The following is a 24146-nucleotide window of genomic DNA, read 5'->3' as shown; positions in this document are numbered from 1 at the left end:
GATAGACTATTTTTGTCATAAGAAAAAGAGCACTTGGCCCTTTTCTGTTTTTATTCTTTTGATGAACTACTTGAGCTTGAATCTCCACCACCGATATATTGAGTGAAGATATTTTGGAAGGCTTGGTCTTTAACCTTGATATTAGCTGCTTGTAATTCTTTTCCGATAATGCTTTGAACAAATGTTGAATCATTTTGTTTTTGAGTCAAGATAACAGTTTTTAATTTTTCTTTGTAGTCATCAAGATTAGATGATTTTTCTGTTTTCTTAGTGAGTTTTACAATGTAATATTGGCTGCTATAGGCTTGTGTACCAGCGGCTGTAATCACATCAGAAACACCGTTTACATCTAAAGCGAAAGCTGCTTTCTTAACTTGTTCTGGTACTTCTGTCGAAGCAGAGTCAAAGGTGATTTCTCCACCGTTTGCTTTGGTTTTTTCATCAGTTGAGTTATCTTTTGCTAATTGAGCGAAATCTGCCCCACTTGCCTTAGCTTTTTCGAGGACTTCTTTCGCTTTATCCTCATTATCAAGACGAATGATTTGAGCCGTTACATCTGGAGTATATTCATCAAAGGCTTTCTTATAAGCATCATCTGTCAATTCAGCCTCTGCTGCCTTCTTAACTGCCAACTCAACCAATTTACTTGTACGAATTTGAGCTTTACGTGTTTCAAGAGTCATGCCTGCTTGTGACAAAACACGTTGGTAGTTCTCACCATATTGTTTTTCTTCTTCGGCAATAGTATCGTTGACTTCTTTGTCATCTACTTCCGAACCATATTGTTTCTCAAATACTTTTTGGATGGTCAAGTTCAACAACACTTGTTGAGCTGAAGGATTGCTCTTCACTTGCTCATAAAACTGATGTTCTGTGATGACATCCCCTTTCATGCTGATAAGGTCTGCTCCTTCTGAACCTTTCGAACAAGCTGCTAAAGTTGCTACTGATAATAGTGTAATGGCACCTGCCAATAATTTTTTCTTCATGTCTACTCCTTTGAGATAAGTGTTACCCTATCTATTTTACTATATTTTCTTAAATTATTCTGAAAATCATTCGCTGTCAGGCAATTGAACATCTGCTAGATTTTTACGAAGCATGAGAATACCGTCTCCCAGAGGGACTAATGTTGCGGTGAGTCCTGGATTATCTAAAGTTGCGTCAAACAGTCTTTGAAGGCCTCGATAAATAGTTCGCTGGCCACGACGGACTTCCATAATATCCTTGGCAACATCACCACCTTGGAAAATGTCATCCAAAACAACCACACCTCCAACTTCCAAATGTTTGAGGATTTCTGGCAGAAAGACGATGTATTTAGACTTGGCTGAATCCATAAAGACGAAATCATAGGACTCTGTCAGTGTAGATAAGACATTTACCGCATCTCCTTCTAAAAGCGTGATTTGCTTGCGACTGTCAAACTGAACAAAATTTTCCTTGGCAAAACCAATCATTTCTGGATTGCGGTCAATGGTTGTAATCTTGGCATTTGGTGCATGTTCCGCCATTAAAAGAGCTGAAAAACCGATAGCCGTCCCAATTTCCAGAATGTTTTTAGGTTGTATGGTTTCCATAAGAAAACGGAAGTAAGCAACCGTTTCATGAGGAATAATGGGAATATTTTCCTTGCGGGCAAAATCTTCCAATTCTTTCAAAGAACCTGTGACTTGCTTTTGACGCTGGCGCATCAAGTCTACAATTTCTTCCTTAACAACAGGACGACGCATATTATGGTTAGCATTTTTACTATACGATTCAACCATCTTATGCCAATCCCAATTTTTCAACAAGGGCTTCAAACTCATTTAAACGGCGTTCAAAGACTGCAAAGGCATCGTTGAGGTAGTCTTCCTTCTCCATATCAACACCAGCTTTTCTCATGACATTAAGTGGGTAGTCAGACTTACCAGCCTTGAGATAATCAATATAACGGTCACGGTCTTCCTGACTACCATGAACAATTTTTTCAGCCAAAGCTGAGGCTGCTGCAAAACCTGTTGAATATTGGTATACATAGTAGTTATAGTAGAAGTGTGGAATACGTGCCCACTCGTATTGGATTTCAGGATTATCTTCCTTGCTCAAACCATAATACTCTTGGTTCAAGTCTGCATAGAGTTTATTTAGGAAATCACTTGTCAAGACTTCCCCATTTTGATCCGCTTGGTGGATGGCGTGTTCAAACTCAGCAAATTGAGTTTGTCGGAAAACTGTTCCACGGAAACCGTCCAAGAAGTTATTAAGAATAGCAAAGCGCGTTGCGTCGTCTTCCACTTCTTCCAACAATTTCTCCGTCAAGATATTCTCATTGGTAGTTGAGGCAATCTCAGCCAAGAAGATAGAATAATCTCCGTAAACATAAGGCTGCGTTTCACGAGTATAGCTTGAATGCATACTGTGACCTGTTTCATGAACAAGAGTAAAGAGATTGTCTAGATTGTCCTGCCAGTTAAGAAGCATAAAGGCATTGGTATCGTAAGAACCACCAGAGTAGGCCCCTGAACGCTTGCCTTGATTTTCGTAAACATCAATCCAACGCTCACTGAAGGCACGTTTAACACGGCTCAAGTAATCCTCACCCAAGACTGCCAAGGCATCTTCTGCCTTTTTCAAGGCTTCTTGGTAAGTAAAACTGTATTCAACAGATGAAAGTGGTGTGTAGACATCGTACATCTTGAGGTCTGAAATCCCCAAGATTTTTGAACGAAGCTCAAGGTAACGATGCAAGAGTGGCAAGTGCTTGCGAACTGCTGCTACCAAATTGTCATAAACACTCTCTGGAACAAAATTCGCTGCTAGGGCTGCATGACGAGCACTCTTGTAGTGACGAACCTTGGCACGGTAGTTTTGAACCTTAACATTTGTTTGCAAGGTTTTGGCATAGGTATGTTGGAATTGTTCATAAGTCGCATAAAGGGCTTGATAGGCACCACGGCGTACCTCACGATTTTTAGACTCCATCAAGCGCATATAAACGCCATGTGATAATTGTACTTCATTACCATCTTCATCTTTAACAAATGGAAAGACGATATCTGCATTATCTAAAATCGCAAAGGTTTCACTTGCCGAACCAAAGATTTCTCCAGCTCCAGCTAATAATTCTTCTTCACGTTGTGAAAGAACGTGATCCTTGCCTTGCAAAAGCTTATCAAAATAGTGTTGATAAACCTGCAATTTTGGTTGAGCCTCTAAAAAGTCAGCATACTGCTTTTCACTAATTTCCATAAATTCAGGTTCATAGAATGAAAAGGCTTGGTCTAGCTGGCTGTAGAGTGTCATGGCCTTAGCATAGTACTCTTGGTACTTGGCTTCACGTGTGTCTTGGTCATTCTTCATATGTGCATAAACGTAAAGCTTCTCCATTTGGCGTTCCATCTCAAGAGAAAATTCAGTGATTTCTAGTAGGTTATCCGCACTATCCAAGAGATGGCCTTCATACTGGGCTACTGTCTCCAATTGTTCTGTTAAATCTTTTAAGGCTTCTTCCCAAGCCTGGTCAGTTGGGTAGATCGTTGATAGATCCCATGTATCTTTTTCATTTATTTCATTTCTTTGTAATACCATTAGATTCCTCCATCCTTTCTATTCTACCATATTTTTCAAGAAATATTGCTGATAAAAGGCTGGTGGATAAAGCTTTTGCCAATCATTTTGAGGATTTTCTTGGTAATAGGTTTGAAAATACTGATAATAGCTGGTTAAGTCCTTCTCAATTTGGCAAAACTCACCTACTAATGGTCGAATTTGTGGATACCATTCTTTTAGCCCATAAGTCAGGAGATTTTCCCCCTTTTGATAGGCTTCTGCTTGTTCTTTCATCCAAAAGGGATTTTGATAGTAAAGCTGTTGCCGAATATAGCGAGAAATGTCCTTGTCCTGAGAAACTGTAAAATGAGATATTTTTTGTTTCTTATAGGGAAGACGCAATATTTCCAATAAACTAGCTTGACCATAGGGAAATTCCTTGATCTGATAATAGAGTTTACCGCGGAGATCCTGGTAAATGAGATATTTAAGCCTTAAAACCTGTTTTCCCTTGTCTACTTCCCAAACATAAAAGCCCATATTTTGACTGAAATAAAGAAAAGCTTGTTGTAGACGAGTCAATCGCTCCTTGAGCCAAAGTTTTTCTCCCAGCAACCACAGTACTTGGTAACCCTGACTACGATAGCCCTCACTGCGCTCTTTAAGAAGTTTTTGTGGTAAGGGACTACACTGGACTTCTAAAGCTAGACTACCATTTACAAACACATCCGCAATCTGTTTAAGATCTGGAATCGGGTACTCTAATTGTACATCTGCCTCTTTTTTCAACCAGTGATAGAGGGATTCCTTATTGGACAGGTGTTCTGGACTTTCATTTTCAGAGGAATAATTACAGTCTTTTAAAGAGTTATGGGCAAAATGGGTTCGGACACTTGGTCCTTGCCGCAAACGGAGCTGACCTCCACAAGCTGGGCAGGTGTATGCCTGCTTCTCAAGCTTATCCTCTAACACATTTACCAACTCTCCCCTAGCATCTCTCGCAACAAACATGATTTCCCTCCTTTTCTATATTATTCGTAAAAATTAATAATCGCATTTTTCATTATAGAAGAGAAGTATAGTAAATTGAAATAAAATATAAGCAAATTGATTGGGGAATTATAGTATATTGAAATAAGATGTGAACAAAGAGATTAGGAAAGTCAAATTAATTGCTAACAATGCTTCAGAAGTCATGTCCTACTATTCCAGTTTCAATACTCTATATAATTGACAAAGAACCAAAATCTCCTAGCAATCAATGGACTACTAGGAGATTTTTTAAGAAATTCTATATAAGCTATAAAATCAAATATAAATTGTACTAAAAAATTAGATTAATTCATATATAAATTATACTTCTTCATCTTCTTTACGACGACGGCCTGCAAGACTAAGTCCAAGTACTGCACTTGCTGCAGCTGCTACCATAGTTACTGTAGAGTCTGCTGTACCTGTGTTTGGAAGTTGTCGATCTTTATTTATTGTAGTTTCAGATATTGGAGTTCTATCTGACATTTCATTAGCACTGCCGTCCTTATGTGGCTGAGCTGGCATTTCTTCTGAAATACCATTCACACTACCTGTATAGGATGGGACTTCTGCTGTTGGTGGAATAATAACATTGCCTTCACCATCTGTACTGCTTGTGCCTACTGAATCTGTATAGGCTGGGACTTCTACAGTTGGTGGGGTAATCAAGTTGCCTTCGCCATCCGTACTACTTGTGCCGACTGGATCTGTATAGGCTGGGACTTCTACAGTTGGTGGGGTAATCAAGTTGCCTTCGCCATCCGTACTACTTGTGCCGACTGGATCTGTATAGGCTGGGACTTCTACAGTTGGTGGGGTAATCAAGTTGCCTTCGCCAGCTGTACTGGTTGTACCTACTGGATCTGTATAGGCTGGAACTTCTACAGTTGGTGGGGTAATCAAGTTGCCTTCGCCATCCGTACTGCTTGTGCCGACTGAATCTGTATAGGCTGGGGCTTCTACAGTTGGTGGGGTAATCAAGTTGCCTTCGCCATCCGTACTACTTGTGCCGACTGGATCTGTATAGGCTGGGACTTCTACAGTTGGTGGGGTAATCAAGTTGCCTTCGCCATCCGTACTACTTGTTCCTACTGGTTCTGTATAAGCTGGAACTTCTACAGTTGGTGGGGTAATCAAGTTGCCTTCGCCATCCGTGATACTTTTACCTACTGGAGTTACTGCTTCAATGGCTTTAACTCCTGTAGTTTGAGCGCCATCTACACCATCTTGATCTTTCGCTTCATTGATAGCATTTACGGCTGCGATAGCGGCTTTCGCTACTTCGGCTTTAGCTGCTGCTTTTTCATCGTCTGACAATTTAGAATTCTTATCAATTGACGCAATCTTAGTTTCTGACGCTGTTTGGATGGCTTCTAGGGCTTTCTCTTTGCCTACTGGAGTTACTGCTTCAATGGCTTTAACTCCTGTAGTTTGAGCACCGTCTACACCATCTTGATCTTTCGCTTCATTGATAGCATTTACGGCTGCGATGGCAGCTTTCGCTACTTCGGCTTTAGCTGCTGCTTTTTCATCGTCTGACAATTTAGCATTCTTATCAATTGACGCAATCTTAGCTTCTGACGCTGTTTGGATTGCTTCTAGGGCTTTCTCTTTACCTACTGGAGTTACTGCGTTAATTGCTTTAACTCCTGTAGTTTGAGCACTGTCTACTCCTGCTTGATCTTTCGCTTCATTGATAGCATTTACGGCTGCGATAGCGGCTTTCGCTACTTCGGCTTTAGCTGCTGCTTTTTCATCGTCTGACAATTTAGCATTCTTATCAATTGACGCAATTTTAGCTTCTGACGCTGTTTGGATTGCTTCTAGGGCTTTCTCTTTACCTACTGGAGTTACTGCGTTAATTGCTTTAACTCCTGTAGTTTGAGCACTGTCTACTCCTGCTTGATCTTTCGCTTCATTGATAGCATTTACGGCTGCGATGGCAACTTTCGCTACTTCGGCTTTAGCTGCTACTTTTTCATCGTCTGACAATTTAGCATTCTTATCAATTGACGCAATCTTAGCTTCTGACGCTGTTTGGATTGCTTCTAGGGCTTTCTCTTTACCTACTGGAGTTACTGCGTTAATTGCTTTAACTCCTGTAGTTTGAGCACTGTCTACTCCTGCTTGATCTTTCGCTTCATTGATAGCATTTACGGCTGCGATAGCGGCTTTCGCTACTTCGGCTTTAGCTGCTGCTTTTTCATCGTCTGACAATTTAGAATTCTTATCAATTGACGCAATCTTAGTTTCTGACGCTGTTTGGATGGCTTCTAGGGCTTTCTCTTTGCCTACTGGAGTTACTGCGTTAATTACTTTAACTCCTGTAGTTTGAGCACTGTCTACTCCTGCTTGATCTTTCGCTTCATTGATAGCATTTACGGCTGCGATAGCGGCTTTCGCTACTTCGGCTTTAGCTGCTGCTTTTTCATCGTCTGACAATTTAGCATTCTTATCAATTGACGCAATCTTAGTTTCTGACGCTGTTTGGATGGCTTCTAGGGCTTTCTCTTTGCCTACTGGAGTTACTGCTTCAATGGCTTTAACTCCTGTAGTTTGAGCACCGTCTACACCATCTTGATCTTTCGCTTCATTGATAGCATTTACGGCTGCGATAGCGGCTTTCGCTACTTCGGCTTTAGCTGCTGCTTTTTCATCGTCTGACAATTTAGAATTCTTATCAATTGACGCAATCTTAGTTTCTGACGCTGTTTGGATGGCTTCTAGGGCTTTCTCTTTGCCTACTGGAGTTACTGCGTTAATTGCTTTAACTCCTGTAGTTTGAGCACCGTCTACACCATCTTGATCTTTCGCTTCATTGATAGCATTTACGGCTGCGATAGCGGCTTTCGCTACTTCGGCTTTAGCTGCTGCTTTTTCATCGTCTGACAATTTAGAATTCTTATCAATTGACGCAATCTTAGTTTCTGACGCTGTTTGGATGGCTTCTAGGGCTTTCTCTTTATTTGCTTCTAAGTCACCATTGTCATGTACTGCTTTGACTGCAGCTTCACCTGCTGTTTTAGCTTCGGCTACTTTATCAGCGTTTTCGGCTGCTGTAATCTTAGCTTCTTCTTCGGCTTTCTTAGTATCTACTGCTGTTTCTTTTTCTTTACGCTCAGCTTCTGTTAAGCTCTTATCTGCTGCGATTTCTGCTTTTTCGGCTTGCGCTGCTTTTTCTAAGTCCGCTTTCGCTGCTTCTTTTACAGTGTCTAAGTTTCCTGGTGTGTGCACTCCTTTAATGGCTGTTTCACCTGCTGTTTTAGCTTCGGCTACTTTATCAGCGTTTTCGGCTGCTGTAATCTTAGCTTCTTCTTCGGCTTTCTTAGTATCTACTGCTGTTTCTTTTTCTTTACGCTCAGCTTCTGTTAAGCTCTTATCTGCTGCGATTTCTGCTTTTTCGGCTTGCGCTGCTTTTTCTAAGTCCGCTTTCGCTGCTTCTTTTACAGTGTCTAAGTTTCCTGGTGTGTGCACTCCTTTAATGGCTGTTTCACCTGCTGTTTTAGCTTCGGCTACTTTATCAGCGTTTTCTGCTGCTGTAATCTTAGCTTCTTCTTCTGCTTTCTTAGTATCTACTGCTGTTTCTTTTTCTTTACGCTCAGCTTCTGTTAAGCTCTTATCTGCTGCGATTTCTGCTTTTTCGGCTTGCGCTGCTTTTTCTAAGTCCGCTTTCGCTGCTTCTTTTACAGTGTCTAAGTTTCCTGGTGTGTGCACTCCTTTAATGGCTGTTTCACCTGCTGTTTTAGCTTCGGCTACTTTATCAGCGTTTTCGGCTGCTGTAATCTTAGCTTCTTCTTCGGCTTTCTTAGTATCTACTGCTGTTTCTTTTTCTTTACGCTCAGCTTCTGTTAAGCTCTTATCTGCTGCGATTTCTGCTTTTTCGGCTTGCGCTGCTTTTTCTAAGTCCGCTTTCGCTGCTTCTTTTACAGTGTCTAAGTTTCCTGGTGTGTGCACTCCTTTAATGGCTGTTTCACCTGCTGTTTTAGCTTCGGCTACTTTATCAGCGTTTTCTGCTGCTGTAATCTTAGCTTCTTCTTCTGCTTTCTTAGTATCTACTGCTGTTTCTTTTTCTTTACGCTCAGCTTCTGTTAAGCTCTTATCTGCTGCGATTTCTGCTTTTTCGGCTTGCGCTGCTTTTTCTAAGTCCGCTTTCGCTGCTTCTTTTACAGTGTCTAAGTTTCCTGGTGTGTGCACTCCTTTAATGGCTGTTTCACCTGCTGTTTTAGCTTCGGCTACTTTATCAGCGTTTTCTGCTGCTGTAATCTTAGCTTCTTCTTCTGCTTTCTTAGTATCTACTGCTGTTTCTTTTTCTTTACGCTCAGCTTCTGTTAAGCTCTTATCTGCTGCGATTTCTGCTTTTTCGGCTTGCGCTGCTTTTTCTAAGTCCGCTTTCGCTGCTTCTTTTACAGTGTCTAAGTTTCCTGGTGTGTGCACTCCTTTAATGGCTGTTTCACCTGCTGTTTTAGCTTCGGCTACTTTATCAGCGTTTTCTGCTGCTGTAATCTTAGCTTCTTCTTCTGCTTTCTTAGTATCTACTGCTGTTTCTTTTTCTTTACGCTCAGCTTCTGTTAAGCTCTTATCTGCTGCGATTTCTGCTTTTTCGGCTTGCGCTGCTTTTTCTAAGTCCGCTTTCGCTGCTTCTTTTACAGTGTCTAAGTTTCCTGGTGTGTGCACTCCTTTAATGGCTGTTTCACCTGCTGTTTTAGCTTCGGCTACTTTATCAGCGTTTTCGGCTGCTGTAATCTTAGCTTCTTCTTCGGCTTTCTTAGTATCTACTGCTGTTTCTTTTTCTTTACGCTCAGCTTCTGTTAAGCTCTTATCTGCTGCGATTTCTGCTTTTTCGGCTTGCGCTGCTTTTTCTAAGTCCGCTTTCGCTGCTTCTTTTACAGTGTCTAAGTTTCCTGGTGTGTGCACTCCTTTAATGGCTGTTTCACCTGCTGTTTTAGCTTCGGCTACTTTATCAGCGTTTTCGGCTGCTGTAATCTTAGCTTCTTCTTCGGCTTTCTTAGTATCTACTGCTGTTTCTTTTTCTTTACGCTCAGCTTCTGTTAAGCTCTTATCTGCTGCGATTTCTGCTTTTTCGGCTTGCGCTGCTTTTTCTAAGTCCGCTTTCGCTGCTTCTTTTACAGTGTCTAAGTTTCCTGGTGTGTGCACTCCTTTAATGGCTGTTTCACCTGCTGTTTTAGCTTCGGCTACTTTATCAGCGTTTTCGGCTGCTGTAATCTTAGCTTCTTCTTCGGCTTTCTTAGTATCTACTGCTGTTTCTTTTTCTTTACGCTCAGCTTCTGTTAAGCTCTTATCTGCTGCGATTTCTGCTTTTTCGGCTTGCGCTGCTTTTTCTAAGTCCGCTTTCGCTGCTTCTTTTACAGTGTCTAAGTTTCCTGGTGTGTGCACTCCTTTAATGGCTGTTTCACCTGCTGTTTTAGCTTCGGCTACTTTATCAGCGTTTTCGGCTGCTGTAATCTTAGCTTCTTCTTCTGCTTTCTTAGTATCTACTGCTGTTTCTTTTTCTTTACGCTCAGCTTCTGTTAAGCTCTTATCTGCTGCGATTTCTGCTTTTTCGGCTTGCGCTGCTTTTTCTAAGTCCGCTTTCGCTGCTTCTTTTACAGTGTCTAAGTTTCCTGGTGTGTGCACTCCTTTAATGGCTGTTTCACCTGCTGTTTTAGCTTCGGCTACTTTATCAGCGTTTTCGGCTGCTGTAATCTTAGCTTCTTCTTCGGCTTTCTTAGTATCTACTGCTGTTTCTTTTTCTTTACGCTCAGCTTCTGTTAAGCTCTTATCTGCTGCGATTTCTGCTTTTTCGGCTTGCGCTGCTTTTTCTAAGTCCGCTTTCGCTGCTTCTTTTACAGTGTCTAAGTTTCCTGGTGTGTGCACTCCTTTAATGGCTGTTTCACCTGCTGTTTTAGCTTCGGCTACTTTATCAGCGTTTTCTGCTGCTGTAATCTTAGCTTCTTCTTCTGCTTTCTTAGTATCTACTGCTTTTTCTTTTTCTGTACGTTGTGCTTCTGTTAAGCTCTTATCTGCTGCGATTTCTGCTTTTTCGGCTTGCGCTGCTTTTTCTAAGTCCGCTTTCGCTGCTTCTTTTACAGTATCTAAGTTTCCTGGTGTGTGCACGCCTTTAATGGCTGTTTCACCTGCAGTTTTTGCTTCGGCTACTTTATCAGCGTTTTCTGCTGCTGTAATCTTAGCTTCTTCTTCTGCTTTCTTAGTATCTACTGCTTTTTCTTTTTCTGTACGTTGTGCTTCTGTTAAGCTCTTATCTGCTGCGATTTCTGCTTTTTCGGCTTGCGCTGCTTTTTCTAAGTCCGCTTTCGCTGCTTCTTTTACAGTATCTAAGTTTCCTGGTGTGTGCACGCCTTTAATGGCTGTTTCACCTGCAGTTTTTGCTTCGGCTACTTTATCAGCGTTTTCGGCCGCTGTAATCTTAGCTTCTTCTTCTGCTTTCTTAGTATCTACTGCGTTTTCTTTTTCTTTACGCTCAGCTTCTGTTAAGCTCTTATCTGCTGCGATTTCTGCTTTTTCGGCTTGCGCTGCTTTTTCTAAGTCCGCTTTCGCTGCTTCTTTTACAGTATCTAAGTTTCCTGGTGTGTGCACTCCTTTAATGGCTGTTACACCTGCTGTTTTTGCTTCGGCTACTTTATCAGCGTTTTCGGCTGCTGTAATCTTAGCTTCTTCTTCGGCTTTCTTAGTATCTACTGCGTTTTCTTTTTCTTTACGCTCAGCTTCTGTTAAGCTCTTATCTGCTGCGATTTCTGCTTTTTCGGCTTGCGCTGCTTTTTCTAAGTCCGCTTTCGCTGCTTCTTTTACAGTATCTAAGTTTCCTGGTGTGTGCACTGCTTTGACTGCAGCTTCACCTGCTGTTTTAGCTTCGGCTACTTTATCAGCGTTTTCTGCTTCTGTAATCTTAGCTTCTTCTTCTGCTTTCTTAGTATCTACTGCGTTTTCTTTTTCTTTACGCTCAGCTTCTGTTAAGCTCTTATCTACTGCGATTTCTGCTTTTTCGGCTTGCGCTGCTTTTTCTAAGTCCGCTTTCGCTGCTTCTTTTACAGTGTCTAAGTTTCCTGGTGTGTGCACTCCTTTAATGGCTGTGACACCTGCTGTTTTTGCTTCGGCTACTTTATCAGCGTTTTCGGCTGCTGTAATCTTAGCTTCTTCTTCGGCTTTCTTAGTATCTACTGCTGTTTCTTTTTCTTTACGCTCAGCTTCTGTTAAGCTCTTATCTGCTGCGATTTCTGCTTTTTCGGCTTGCGCTGCTTTTTCTAAGTCCGCTTTCGCTGCTTCTTTTACAGTATCTAAGTTTCCTGGTGTGTGCACTGCTTTGACTGCAGCTTCACCTGCTGTTTTAGCTTCGGCTACTTTATCAGCGTTTTCGGCTGCTGTAATCTTAGCTTCTTCTTCTGCTTTCTTAGTATCTACTGCGTTTTCTTTTTCTTTACGCTCAGCTTCTGTTAAGCTCTTATCTGCTGCGATTTCTGCTTTTTCGGCTTGCGCTGCTTTTTCTAAGTCCGCTTTCGCTGCTTCTTTTACAGTATCTAAGTTTCCTGGTGTGTGCACTCCTTTAATGGCTGTTACACCTGCTGTTTTTGCTTCGGCTACTTTATCAGCGTTTTCGGCTGCTGTAATCTTAGCTTCTTCTTCTGCTTTCTTAGTATCTACTGCGTTTTCTTTTTCTTTACGCTCAGCTTCTGTTAAGCTCTTATCTGCTGCGATTTCTGCTTTTTCGGCTTGCGCTGCTTTTTCTAAGTCCGCTTTCGCTGCTTCTTTTACAGTATCTAAGTTTCCTGGTGTGTGCACTCCTTTAATGGCTGTTACACCTGCTGTTTTTGCTTCGGCTACTTTATCAGCGTTTTCGGCTGCTGTAATCTTAGCTTCTTCTTCTGCTTTCTTAGTATCTACTGCGTTTTCTTTTTCTTTACGCTCAGCTTCTGTTAAGCTCTTATCTGCTGCGATTTCTGCTTTTTCGGCTTGCGCTGCTTTTTCTAAGTCCGCTTTCGCTGCTTCTTTTACAGTATCTAAGTTTCCTGGTGTGTGCACTGCTTTGACTGCAGCTTCACCTGCTGTTTTAGCTTCGGCTACTTTATCAGCGTTTTCGGCTGCTGTAATCTTAGCTTCTTCTTCTGCTTTCTTAGTATCTACTGCGTTTTCTTTTTCTTTACGCTCAGCTTCTGTTAAGCTCTTATCTGCTGCGATTTCTGCTTTTTCGGCTTGCGCTGCTTTTTCTAAGTCCGCTTTCGCTGCTTCTTTTACAGTATCTAAGTTTCCTGGTGTGTGCACTGCTTTGACTGCAGCTTCACCTGCTGTTTTAGCTTCGGCTACTTTATCAGCGTTTTCGGCTGCTGTAATCTTAGCTTCTTCTTCTGCTTTCTTAGTATCTACTGCGTTTTCTTTTTCTTTACGCTCAGCTTCTGTTAAGCTCTTATCTGCTGCGATTTCTGCTTTTTCGGCTTGCGCTGCTTTTTCTAAGTCCGCTTTCGCTGCTTCTTTTACAGTATCTAAGTTTCCTGGTGTGTGCACTCCTTTAATGGCTGTTACACCTGCTGTTTTAGCTTCGGCTACTTTATCAGCGTTTTCGGCTGCTGTAATCTTAGCTTCTTCTTCGGCTTTCTTAGTATCTACTGCTGTTTCTTTTTCTTTACGCTCAGCTTCTGTTAAGCTCTTATCTGCTGCGATTTCTGCTTTTTCGGCTTGCGCTGCTTTTTCTAAGTCCGCTTTCGCTGCTTCTTTTACAGTATCTAAGTTTCCTGGTGTGTGCACGCCTTTAATGGCTGTTTCACCTGCAGTTTTTGCTTCGGCTACTTTATCAGCGTTTTCGGCCGCTGTAATCTTAGCTTCTTCTTCTGCTTTCTTAGTATCTACTGCGTTTTCTTTTTCTTTACGCTCAGCTTCTGTTAAGCTCTTATCTGCTGCGATTTCTGCTTTTTCGGCTTGCGCTGCTTTTTCTAAGTCCGCTTTCGCTGCTTCTTTTACAGTATCTAAGTTTCCTGGTGTGTGCACTCCTTTAATGGCTGTTACACCTGCTGTTTTTGCTTCGGCTACTTTATCAGCGTTTTCGGCTGCTGTAATCTTAGCTTCTTCTTCGGCTTTCTTAGTATCTACTGCGTTTTCTTTTTCTTTACGCTCAGCTTCTGTTAAGCTCTTATCTGCTGCGATTTCTGCTTTTTCGGCTTGCGCTGCTTTTTCTAAGTCCGCTTTCGCTGCTTCTTTTACAGTATCTAAGTTTCCTGGTGTGTGCACTGCTTTGACTGCAGCTTCACCTGCTGTTTTAGCTTCGGCTACTTTATCAGCGTTTTCTGCTTCTGTAATCTTAGCTTCTTCTTCTGCTTTCTTAGTATCTACTGCGTTTTCTTTTTCTTTACGCTCAGCTTCTGTTAAGCTCTTATCTACTGCGATTTCTGCTTTTTCGGCTTGCGCTGCTTTTTCTAAGTCCGCTTTCGCTGCTTCTTTTACAGTGTCTAAGTTTCCTGGTGTGTGCACTCCTTTAATGGCTGTGACACCTGCTGTTTTTGCTTCGGCTACTTTATCAGCGTTTTCGGCTGCTGTAATCTTAGCTTCTTCTTCGGCTTTCTTAGTATCTACTGCTGTTTCTTTTTCTTTACGCTCAGCTTCTGTTAAGCTCTTATCTGCTGCGATTTCTGCTTTTTCGGCTTGCGCTGCTTTTTCTAAGTCCGCTTTCGCTGCTTCTTTTACAGTATCTAAGTTTCCTGGTGTGTGCACTGCTTTGACTGCAGCTTCACCTGCTGTTTTAGCTTCGGCTACTTTATCAGCGTTTTCGGCTGCTGTAATCTTAGCTTCTTCTTCTGCTTTCTTAGTATCTACTGCGTTTTCTTTTTCTTTACGCTCAGCTTCTGTTAAGCTCTTATCTGCTGCGATTTCTGCTTTTTCGGCTTGCGCTGCTTTTTCTAAGTCCGCTTTCGCTGCTTCTTTTACAGTATCTAAGTTTCCTGGTGTGTGCACTCCTTTAATGGCTGTTACACCTGCTGTTTTTGCTTCGGCTACTTTATCAGCGTTTTCGGCTGCTGTAATCTTAGCTTCTTCTTCTGCTTTCTTAGTATCTACTGCGTTTTCTTTTTCTTTACGCTCAGCTTCTGTTAAGCTCTTATCTGCTGCGATTTCTGCTTTTTCGGCTTGCGCTGCTTTTTCTAAGTCCGCTTTCGCTGCTTCTTTTACAGTATCTAAGTTTCCTGGTGTGTGCACTCCTTTAATGGCTGTTACACCTGCTGTTTTTGCTTCGGCTACTTTATCAGCGTTTTCGGCTGCTGTAATCTTAGCTTCTTCTTCTGCTTTCTTAGTATCTACTGCGTTTTCTTTTTCTTTACGCTCAGCTTCTGTTAAGCTCTTATCTGCTGCGATTTCTGCTTTTTCGGCTTGCGCTGCTTTTTCTAAGTCCGCTTTCGCTGCTTCTTTTACAGTATCTAAGTTTCCTGGTGTGTGCACTGCTTTGACTGCAGCTTCACCTGCTGTTTTAGCTTCGGCTACTTTATCAGCGTTTTCGGCTGCTGTAATCTTAGCTTCTTCTTCTGCTTTCTTAGTATCTACTGCGTTTTCTTTTTCTTTACGCTCAGCTTCTGTTAAGCTCTTATCTGCTGCGATTTCTGCTTTTTCGGCTTGCGCTGCTTTTTCTAAGTCCGCTTTCGCTGCTTCTTTTACAGTATCTAAGTTTCCTGGTGTGTGCACTGCTTTGACTGCAGCTTCACCTGCTGTTTTAGCTTCGGCTACTTTATCAGCGTTTTCGGCTGCTGTAATCTTAGCTTCTTCTTCTGCTTTCTTAGTATCTACTGCGTTTTCTTTTTCTTTACGCTCAGCTTCTGTTAAGCTCTTATCTGCTGCGATTTCTGCTTTTTCGGCTTGCGCTGCTTTTTCTAAGTCCGCTTTCGCTGCTTCTTTTACAGTATCTAAGTTTCCTGGTGTGTGCACTGCTTTGACTGCAGCTTCACCTGCTGTTTTAGCTTCGGCTACTTTATCAGCGTTTTCGGCTGCTGTAATCTTAGCTTCTTCTTCTGCTTTCTTAGTATCTACTGCGTTTTCTTTTTCTTTACGCTCAGCTTCTGTTAAGCTCTTATCTGCTGCGATTTCTGCTTTTTCGGCTTGCGCTGCTTTTTCTAAGTCCGCTTTCGCTGCTTCTTTTACAGTATCTAAGTTTCCTGGTGTGTGCACTGCTTTGACTGCAGCTTCACCTGCTGTTTTAGCTTCGGCTACTTTATCAGCGTTTTCGGCTGCTGTAATCTTAGCTTCTTCTTCTGCTTTCTTAGTATCTACTGCGTTTTCTTTTTCTTTACGCTCAGCTTCTGTTAAGCTCTTATCTGCTGCGATTTCTGCTTTTTCGGCTTGCGCTGCTTTTTCTAAGTCCGCTTTCGCTGCTTCTTTTACAGTATCTAAGTTTCCTGGTGTGTGCACTCCTTTAATGGCTGTTACACCTGCTGTTTTAGCTTCGGCTACTTTATCAGCGTTTTCGGCTGCTGTAATCTTAGCTTCTTCTTCGGCTTTCTTAGTATCTACTGCTGTTTCTTTTTCTTTACGCTCAGCTTCTGTTAAGCTCTTATCTGCTGCGATTTCTGCTTTTTCGGCTTGCGCTGCTTTTTCTAAGTCCGCTTTCGCTGCTGCAACAATTGTATCTCTATTGTTCAAAGAGTTATATTTTTCAATAAGTGACTTAGCAGATTCTTTATAATTACTTGTAGTATTTATTCCTGAATTAAGTAAGGCATTAATCTCTGTCAATTTTGTTTCATAAGCACCCTTAGTTTCAGGAGTAGACCACTTAGTATCTTCTGATTTTTGTTCTACTAATCTATTATAGATTCTCTGTAGTAAATCCTTCGCAACATTTTTTGTATCTTGTTCAATTGAAAAGTCTGTTCCTGTAACAGGTAACGCATAATGTCTCAATGGAGACTGGTATCCCATACCCATTCTTTCTGTATCTGTCACTTTAATTCGAACTGTATACTCAGTAACTCCTACTGGTAAATCTATATCTGAACTTGTAAACGTTCCAGCTTGACCATTTGGCTTATAAGCGTCTTCCGCCATTTTCGCCTCTACTTCAGCTCTATTTAAATTATGGTCATTAAAATTACTTCTTATAAACAGTTTTCCTGTTCCATCCTTAGCTGGTGTTACTATACCTTGTTTATTTTTTACAGTTCCACTTGGTTGTGGCGCAAAAGTATATGTATAAGCAGTTACTTCACTACCATTCTGACGATAAACTACTTCAACTAAATATTTTGCTTTGGTACCATTTAAATCTCCAGTAAATCCTGTTTTAAAGGAAACTTTTACCTTAGACCCCGTTGCTGGTGAATGAGCCTTGAAAGTTTTCTCAATCCCACTAAAACTCTTAATTCCAAAAGAATCACTTCCTCCTAAACCTGTTCTCTGATAAGGTTGTCCATTAAAGGTTTCTTCTTTTGCACTAGCAATAGTTCTAACTTTCCCTAGGAATAACATATACTCTTTTGTTCTATCGAAAGCTTGTTCCCTTACATAAGTATCGTATGATTTTTTTCCATCATTATATACTGTATTTACAGTTTCAATTGGAAAAACACCGCTTTCCGTTTTTCTTGCGATAGCAAATTTCCCTGCAGTGCCATCTGGTTGATTGATTGCTTTCCATCCCCCAAATTCATCAATTTCAACAACTTTTCCTTTATCTACATTTTTAGCTTTTCCAAGTTCATCCATACTCTGAATTTTTTCATTGTTCTGAATCGTCTCAGGCAATGATTTCAACTTATTTGAAAGGGTTTTTACATCGGCACCTTCTGCTGGATTATCAAATACTTGATTTGCTGATGTATCATCTGTCGTACTAGGAGTTGTATCTGTACGGAATGGATTATTTGTATCTAATACTTTTCCATTACGTTCATCTTTAGAACCTGAGTTTGCAATCGAGTTAGATTCTGAAGATTTCTCAGTATTTGTTGCTTTTTTACCTACAGTAGCTTTTCCATTTGTCGTATCTACTGCTGCTACTTCTTTTTTATCTTCTGGTTTTGTTTGTAGTTTTGTTGTTGCTACAACTAAGTTTGCATGTGCTTGTGATAATTCAGCTTGTGTTTTTGCTTTATTTAATACAGATTTTGCTTCATCTAAAGCTGTTTTTAATTGATTTACACTATCATCTGTTTTACTAGCGTATGTTCCTTGAGAAAGGTTACCATCAATTTCTTTGATTAAATCTGTCAATTCCTTCTTATCTAGAGTCTCCACCTTCTGAGGTGCTGATTCTGGAGAAGGACTATTTTCAACTGTTGAAGGTTGAGTATTTGTCTCTACTGTTGCAGCAGGACTATTAGCTACTGTATTCCCTTCGTAGGTTCCATTCTGGATATTCTGATCTTTAGGTTGCGGTGCTAGAGTCTCCCCATTAGTTGAAGGCACTCCTTGCTCTGTAGCAGATACTGCTCCATTTCCTAAAAACATGAACAATGCAGCTACTGCGACACTAGCTGCACCAAAGCTGACCTTACGAATAGAAAAACGTAATTGCTTTTCACGATCGTGTTTACCTTTATGAAACATTTAATTTCCTCCAAAAAAAATATTTTATCATATTATATGATACTCTTTTACTATAAAAATTCAATAGAACATTTTCCATATTTTTTAATCTATTATAATTTTATGCGTATATATATATAGGAGCTTATTTGATATAATTATATATTTTTTGGAATAAAAATCATATAGTCAGAAATATTAAATTTTTGTAACATTTAGCATTTAAAAAAAGATCAGGAAATTCCTAATCTTCATGTGTGTTTACTTGATTTTCTTAGCTAGCATGGTCGCAAAGCGTAGTTGAATGCGATTGCCATTTTCATCGCGACGGTGTAAATGGCCTGGATTTTCATTGTACTTAACCAAGTCCCAATCCTTGTAATAGTCTGCCAATTCTCCCTCTTTAAATGTGAATGGGAAGTTCACTGAGCAAGGGTAATCCTCCGTATCCATGGCACAGACGATAAGGTTGTAACCACTAACAGTGGTTTTCTCCTGCATATTTTTAATAATAGCTGGAATACGCTCTGCTTGCAGAAACATCAGAACAACTGTTGATACAATGAAATCATACGCTTGCCCAATACTGGCTGAATTGATATCATAAAGACCAACAGGCATATCCAAATCTTCCTGTTCCACAATGCTTTGCAAGATTTCAAGGGACAGTTCATTTTGATCCACAGCTGTCACATCAAAACCTTGCTGTGCTAGAAAGAGGGAATTACGGCCTTGACCACAGCCCAAATCCAAGGCTCTCCCTGGTTTTACTGTCTGCATAGCTTCTAGAACTTCTGAATGAACAGGATTGGTATTGTATTTCTTAGGAAAATAATCCTCAGGTTTACAATAAAATTCCAAGTACCATTCCACATCATCTGTGGCCGCCTCCACTCGGTGCCAGTCTTGTGGTTGGGCCATGGGATTGTCAGCTCCTGCTTCAAAGAGGTGTTCAGCTAGAACTTGACCTTCTTCCGTCAATTCAATAAACTTGAGGGCTCCTTTTACAACTGTAATCTTACCCCAAGTTCCGACCTTGGTATTGTGTTTCTGCTGAACCGCCTCTGGCATGGTTTCTTTAGTCCACAAGGGCATGCGTTTATAGGCAACTAGTTTTTCCATCTTCATTCCTCTTTTTATCGCTGGTTGACTGCTTTCATCACGCGCGCAATATCGCGATTCTGCTCACGTCGCTTGATTGACTCCCGTTTATCATAGTCATGCTTCCCTTTAGCTAAACCTAAAAGAAGCTTGGCATAGCCATCTTTGATATAGACTTTAAGAGGAACCAGCGTCATTCCTGTTCCTTTGGTCTCTTGTTCCAATTTTTGGATTTGCTTTTTATGGAGCAGGAGTTTGCGGCGACGTTCTGGTTCTTGGTTCCAGATATTGCCCTCTTCGTAAGGAGCGATATGAACATTGCTCAACCAGACTTCCCCATTTTTTACTTGGGCAAAGCCATCCTTGAGATTGATTCGAGCAGCTCGTACACTCTTGATTTCAGTTCCAGTCAGAACCATCCCTGCCTCTAGCGTATCTACGATTGTATAGTCGTGGCGTGCCTTTTTATTTTGTGCGACGACCTTTCCCTCGCCCTTTGCCATGCTTGGCTCCTTTCTTAGCTACTTCCTTGTAAAAAGGTTTCTTTCCTTTTTTCTTCTTGTCTTTTTGTGAATGTTTGCGCTTATCATTTGAGCGTCCTGATTTTCTCTTGTCTTCCTTCTTATCTGAACGACGACTTGAACCACGCCCTCTATCACTACGACTAGACTGTTTCAAGCCTTTTTCGATCACATCAAACTCACTTGGGATATAAGAAAAGTCAATTTCACCTGTCATCTTATCCGCTCTTTCAACTCGGATACGGATTTGCTGACCTACACGGAAGGTTGTTCCTGATTTCTCTCCACGAAGAGTCAAATCACGTTCATTGAAATGGTAAAATTCAGGTAGATTTGTGATGTGAATCAAACCTTCAACCGTGTTTGGCAATTCAACAAAGATACCAAATTTAACGATGCTGGATACAACTGCATCATACTCTTCGCCTACATATTCCTCCATGTACTCAGCTTTTTTCATGGCTTCGACTTCACGTTCAGCCTCAATGGCACGACGTTCACGGTTGGAAGACTGGGTCGCAATATCTGGAATAACTTGTTCAAAATGCTCGGCTATTTCTTTAGAACGGCCGTAATCCCGAATCATACGGTGAACAAGAAGGTCTGGATAACGACGAATCGGACTAGTAAAGTGAGTGTAATAGTCAGCCGCTAATCCATAGTGGCCGTGATTGTGCTCCGAATAGCGAGCCTGCTGCATAGAACGAAGAAGCATCATGGACAATACATCCGCATAAGGTTCTCCCTCAACAGTACGCATGATGTCTTGGAGGGCCTCTTGGCTAATCTCACTGGCAGTCCCATAAATGCGCAAGCCAAAGCTCGAAGCATAATCAATAAACTTCTGAACCTTTTCAGCCTTAGGCTCCTCATGGATACGATAAATGAAAGGTAGCTCCAACTTGCTGAAATGCTCGGCAACTGTTTCGTTGGCCATCAACATAAAGGACTCAATCATGCGCTCGGCAACACCACGCTGACGAAGAACGATATCGACAGGCTTACCTTGTTTATCCACTAAAATCTTGGCTTCATTGGTATCGAAATTGAGGGCTCCACGTTTCACACGCATGTTTTCTAAAGTTTCATGAAGCTTGGCCATGAGTTCGATACTTGGTACAATTTTATGATATTCTTGTCTCTTTTCCTTGTCTCCAGCTAGGATATCATTAACATCACTGTAGGTCATCCTGAAGCTAGTCTTGATAACCGTTTGTGTGATGGTGTAGTTGACTACACGACCATGTTTATCAATCTCCATAATGGCAGACTGAGTCAAGCGGTCAACTTGAGGATTGAGGGAGCAGATGCCATTTGATAGTCGTTCTGGAAGCATTGGTACAACACGGTCTGTCACATAGACTGAAGTCGCGCGGTTAAGGGCTTCCTTGTCCAGGGCAGAACCCTCAGTCACATAGTAGGAAACGTCTGCGATGTGAACTCCAAGTTCAATATTACCATTTTTCAAGGCCTTGATGTGCACCGCATCGTCCAAATCCTTTGCATCAGCACCGTCAATGGTAAAGGTTATCTCATCTCTCAAGTTCAGACGGCCTTCCATATCCTTTTGAGACGGAGCATCAGGCACACTTTCTGCTTCCTTGACAACAGCTTCTGGAAACTCGGATACAATATCCATAGACTCCAAAACCTCAAGAACATCAATTCCGACATCCGTTGAATGCCCCACCACATCGAGGACACTAGCTACAAAGAAATCATGTTTCTTGCTTGGGTATTTGTCGATAAAGACCTTAAGAACTTCTGTTCCCTCTAGTTTAAGGGCTGGTTTCTTCACATAAATCGGTTGACTGATTTTCTGATTTTTCGAACGGATGTAGCCAGCATACTTAGGCTTTTCCTGATCTAGAACAATTTGGCCGACAACAGTTGTCAAACTGTGTTCTAGGATATCGATAATTTTGGCTTCAGCTGCTGTTCCCTTATTTCGGTCAGCAACTTTCTTAATCACGACCTCAACGGTATCACCATCAATAGCATAGTTGACATCGTTTTTCCCTACAAAAAGGTCGTCCTCCTCGCCTTCCAGACTGACAAAGCCAAAGCCATTTTTATGGGCATGAAAAATCCCCTTGAGAGTAATCTCATGTTTTTTCTTAATTTCTAATGTCAGACTGCCATCTTCTTCAAAGCGAATCTGGTGCTTTCTTTCCATTAGGGACAAGGTTTTAATCAACTCACGAAAATCCTTGGAACCATCTTTTCCCAAAGCCTGAGCCAAGCCATTGACAGTCACCTTTCCCTTGTCTTGTAAATATTCTTTTATTCTATCTTTCATATTTTCTTTCTAGATTTTTTAATTTCCTTTTACTGTAAAACCTTCTCAAACATCCTTTAAAAATAAAAACAGGCAAAGACCTAGTCCTGCCCATTATTTTCTTATCTACTTGATAATACCGTCAATGCTAAGGCAATGGCTAGCCAGAAAAAGACTAAAATCCCTGTCAAACGCTGCATTACAGCTTCAAAACCGCGTGCTTTACTGCGTTCAAACAAATCACCTGAGCTAGCATCAAATACATTGCTGGATTGGTTTTTGGTTGGTTGCATGAAAATCGCAATCACAATCACAACAGATAATACTAATAAAATGGTTAATAATAGGTTATACATATCAAACTCCTTAAAATCCTTATTATTTTACCATAAAATCTACTTAGATTCAAGATGTAGGGTTACTTTTCTTTCCTTGGGACAATACTTTAAAACCTCGATCTTGTCTGGATGGGTTGTTGAATTTTTACTGGTTAGGTAATTGATACTGCCACAAGAGGAGCATTTGAGATTAATTTTTACTCGCACTGGATTTCCTTTACTTTTAATAATGTTCGAAATTGAAGCAGGTTAAAGAGACAACTAAAGGCAACACAAAGACTTGTCGCATAAAAGACAGCATGGTAGCCAAATTGACCTGCTACTGCAGAACCTGCCATAGGTCCGATAACTCCACCAATATAAAAAACTTGGTTGGAGGAGTAAATCCTTGAAATACCTGATTTTAGAGTTATCTTACTGACTTCCGTCAAGTAGAGAAAGTACTTGTGTTAGAAGTTGATCCTGATTGCCATTGTTGTCTAGAATTTGGCTGGCCAAATCTTTCTTTTTCTCTAAAGGCCACTGGGCTGCCAGACGCGACTCAGCTTCATCTTTGGACAAGTGGTCCCTTTTCATTAAGCGTTTCACTTGGATATCCCTGTCCACATAGACCAGCCAAGTCTCATCAAACCAAGAGACGTAGTCCTGCTCAAAGAGTAAGGGAATATCCATGAAAAAGATAGCTTCAGTCTGAACCAACTGGTCTCTTAAAACAGCCAGTTCCTCACGGATAATCTCCCCTTGGATTTGCTTCGACCATTCTCGCTCTTCAGGATTTGAAAAGATAAGACTAGCTAGAAGAGGACGATTGAGTTCTCCGCTTTCTAGAATGATTTCTTGGCCAAAATGCTGGACTAAAGCCTGAAACAGACGACCACCAGGTTTCTGTAGTTGATGGACGACTGCGTCGGCATCCACTACTTGAAAGTCTTGCTCTCTTAGAAAATTTGTCACAGTTGACTTACCTGAGGCAATTCCCCCAGTGATTCCAATGATTCTTCCCATCAATTCCTCCTTTGGCACTGAGGACAAAAATGGGTTCCACGACCACCGAGTTGAATTTTTTCGATGATGGCTCCACAGCGAGAACATTCTTGACCAGCCTTGTCATAGACTTGATGAAAATCCTGCATGGTTCCGTCTTCCCCAAAGGCATTGGTATAGGTCCGAATGGTTGAGCCACCCTTTTCAACAGCCTGACCCAAAACAGCAATGGTCTGGTCATGAATGGCTGACGCTTCTTCTGCTGTCAAAGTTTGGGAAGGTCTAGCTGGATGAACCTGAGCTCGCCATAGGACCTCATCTACATAGATATTACCAAGGCCAGCTACCAAGGTTTGGTCTAGGAGATGGGATTTGATAGGCTTTTTGGACTTAGCGAGGGCATTTTTAAAGACCTGCACATCAAATTCTTCTTCGCTTGGTTCAGGACCTAGTTTTTTAGAAATAAAGTAGGCTTGCAAAAGGTCTGGTGCCAGCAGTTCCATAGTACCAAACTTACGAACATCCTCATAAACAAGCGTTCCACCGTCCTCAAACTGGAAGGAAACATGGGCATGCTTGCGTTCAGGAACCTGGTCTGGATAGTAAAAATACTTGCCCTCCATCCGCAGATGGGAAATCAAGACCTTGTCTGTCAGGTAAAAAAGCAAATATTTGCCACGACGTCCCATTGACTCAACAATCTGACCAGGCACTTCCTTTCGAAACTGGTCCAAATCTGTCTTAATCATCTTAGGATAGTGAATTTCTACACTGGAAATCTTCTTTCCCAAAATCAATTTTTCTAAGCCATGACGAACGGTTTCAACCTCTGGTAATTCTGGCATAAGT

General features: G+C 41.3%; 13 protein-coding genes. All 13 read right to left on the bottom strand.

Annotated elements, in window-relative coordinates:
- Positions 1-50: 50 nt before the first annotated feature.
- Positions 51-989 carry a foldase gene (locus tag AXK38_03905; GenBank protein AMH88445.1) on the bottom strand — a complete coding sequence of 313 codons (939 nt, stop codon included), beginning with the start codon at positions 987-989 and terminating at the stop codon, positions 51-53.
- Positions 990-1055: 66 nt separating this feature from the next.
- Positions 1056-1733, bottom strand: a complete 678-nt coding sequence (locus AXK38_03900; GenBank protein ID AMH89626.1) for a methyltransferase — start codon at positions 1731-1733, stop codon at positions 1056-1058.
- Positions 1734-1770: 37 nt separating this feature from the next.
- Entirely contained in the window at positions 1771-3573 is a 1803-nt protein-coding gene (locus tag AXK38_03895) for an oligopeptidase PepB (GenBank protein ID AMH88444.1), read from the bottom strand.
- Positions 3574-3591: 18 nt separating this feature from the next.
- Positions 3592-4545, bottom strand: coding sequence for a competence protein CoiA (locus tag AXK38_03890; protein ID AMH88443.1), 954 nt, complete (start codon positions 4543-4545; stop codon positions 3592-3594).
- 342 nt (positions 4546-4887) lie between these two features.
- Positions 4888-18096, bottom strand: a complete 13209-nt coding sequence (locus AXK38_03885; protein ID AMH88442.1) for a hypothetical protein — start codon at positions 18094-18096, stop codon at positions 4888-4890.
- A 240-nt stretch (positions 18097-18336) separates the two neighbouring features.
- Positions 18337-19197, bottom strand: coding sequence for a tellurite resistance protein TehB (locus AXK38_03880; protein ID AMH88441.1), 861 nt, complete (start codon positions 19195-19197; stop codon positions 18337-18339).
- 14 nt (positions 19198-19211) lie between these two features.
- A complete protein-coding gene (locus tag AXK38_03875; GenBank protein ID AMH88440.1) occupies positions 19212-19679 on the bottom strand; it encodes an SsrA-binding protein in 468 nt (155 codons plus the stop codon).
- A complete protein-coding gene (locus tag AXK38_03870; protein AMH88439.1) occupies positions 19642-21996 on the bottom strand; it encodes a ribonuclease R in 2355 nt (784 codons plus the stop codon). Before AXK38_03870 ends, AXK38_03875 begins: the two co-directional genes overlap by 38 nt.
- Before the next feature lie 101 nt (positions 21997-22097).
- The gene (locus tag AXK38_03865) at positions 22098-22331 is read right to left on the bottom strand and encodes a preprotein translocase subunit SecG (GenBank protein AMH88438.1); all 234 of its coding nucleotides are present in this window, start codon (positions 22329-22331) and stop codon (positions 22098-22100) included.
- Between the two features lie 39 nt (positions 22332-22370).
- Positions 22371-22520: a 50S ribosomal protein L33 gene (locus AXK38_03860; protein ID AMH88437.1), complete on the bottom strand. Its 150-nt coding sequence runs from the start codon at positions 22518-22520 to the stop codon at positions 22371-22373.
- A complete protein-coding gene (locus tag AXK38_03855; GenBank protein ID AMH88436.1) occupies positions 22511-22651 on the bottom strand; it encodes a multidrug transporter in 141 nt (46 codons plus the stop codon). Before AXK38_03855 ends, AXK38_03860 begins: the two co-directional genes overlap by 10 nt.
- Positions 22652-22727: 76 nt before the next feature.
- The gene (locus AXK38_03850; protein ID AMH88435.1) at positions 22728-23318 is read right to left on the bottom strand and encodes a dephospho-CoA kinase; all 591 of its coding nucleotides are present in this window, start codon (positions 23316-23318) and stop codon (positions 22728-22730) included.
- Complete coding sequence (locus AXK38_03845; GenBank protein ID AMH88434.1) at positions 23318-24142, bottom strand: 5-hydroxymethyluracil DNA glycosylase; 825 nt, start codon at positions 24140-24142, stop codon at positions 23318-23320. The genes AXK38_03850 and AXK38_03845 overlap by 1 nt, the downstream gene beginning before the upstream one ends.
- Positions 24143-24146 lie beyond the last annotated feature (4 nt).

The organism is Streptococcus mitis (assembly GCA_001560895.1).
Taxonomy (GTDB): Bacteria; Bacillota; Bacilli; order Lactobacillales; family Streptococcaceae; genus Streptococcus; species Streptococcus mitis_Q.
Note: the sequence above shows the minus strand (reverse complement) of the source record. Positions and strands in the feature narration are given on the sequence as shown.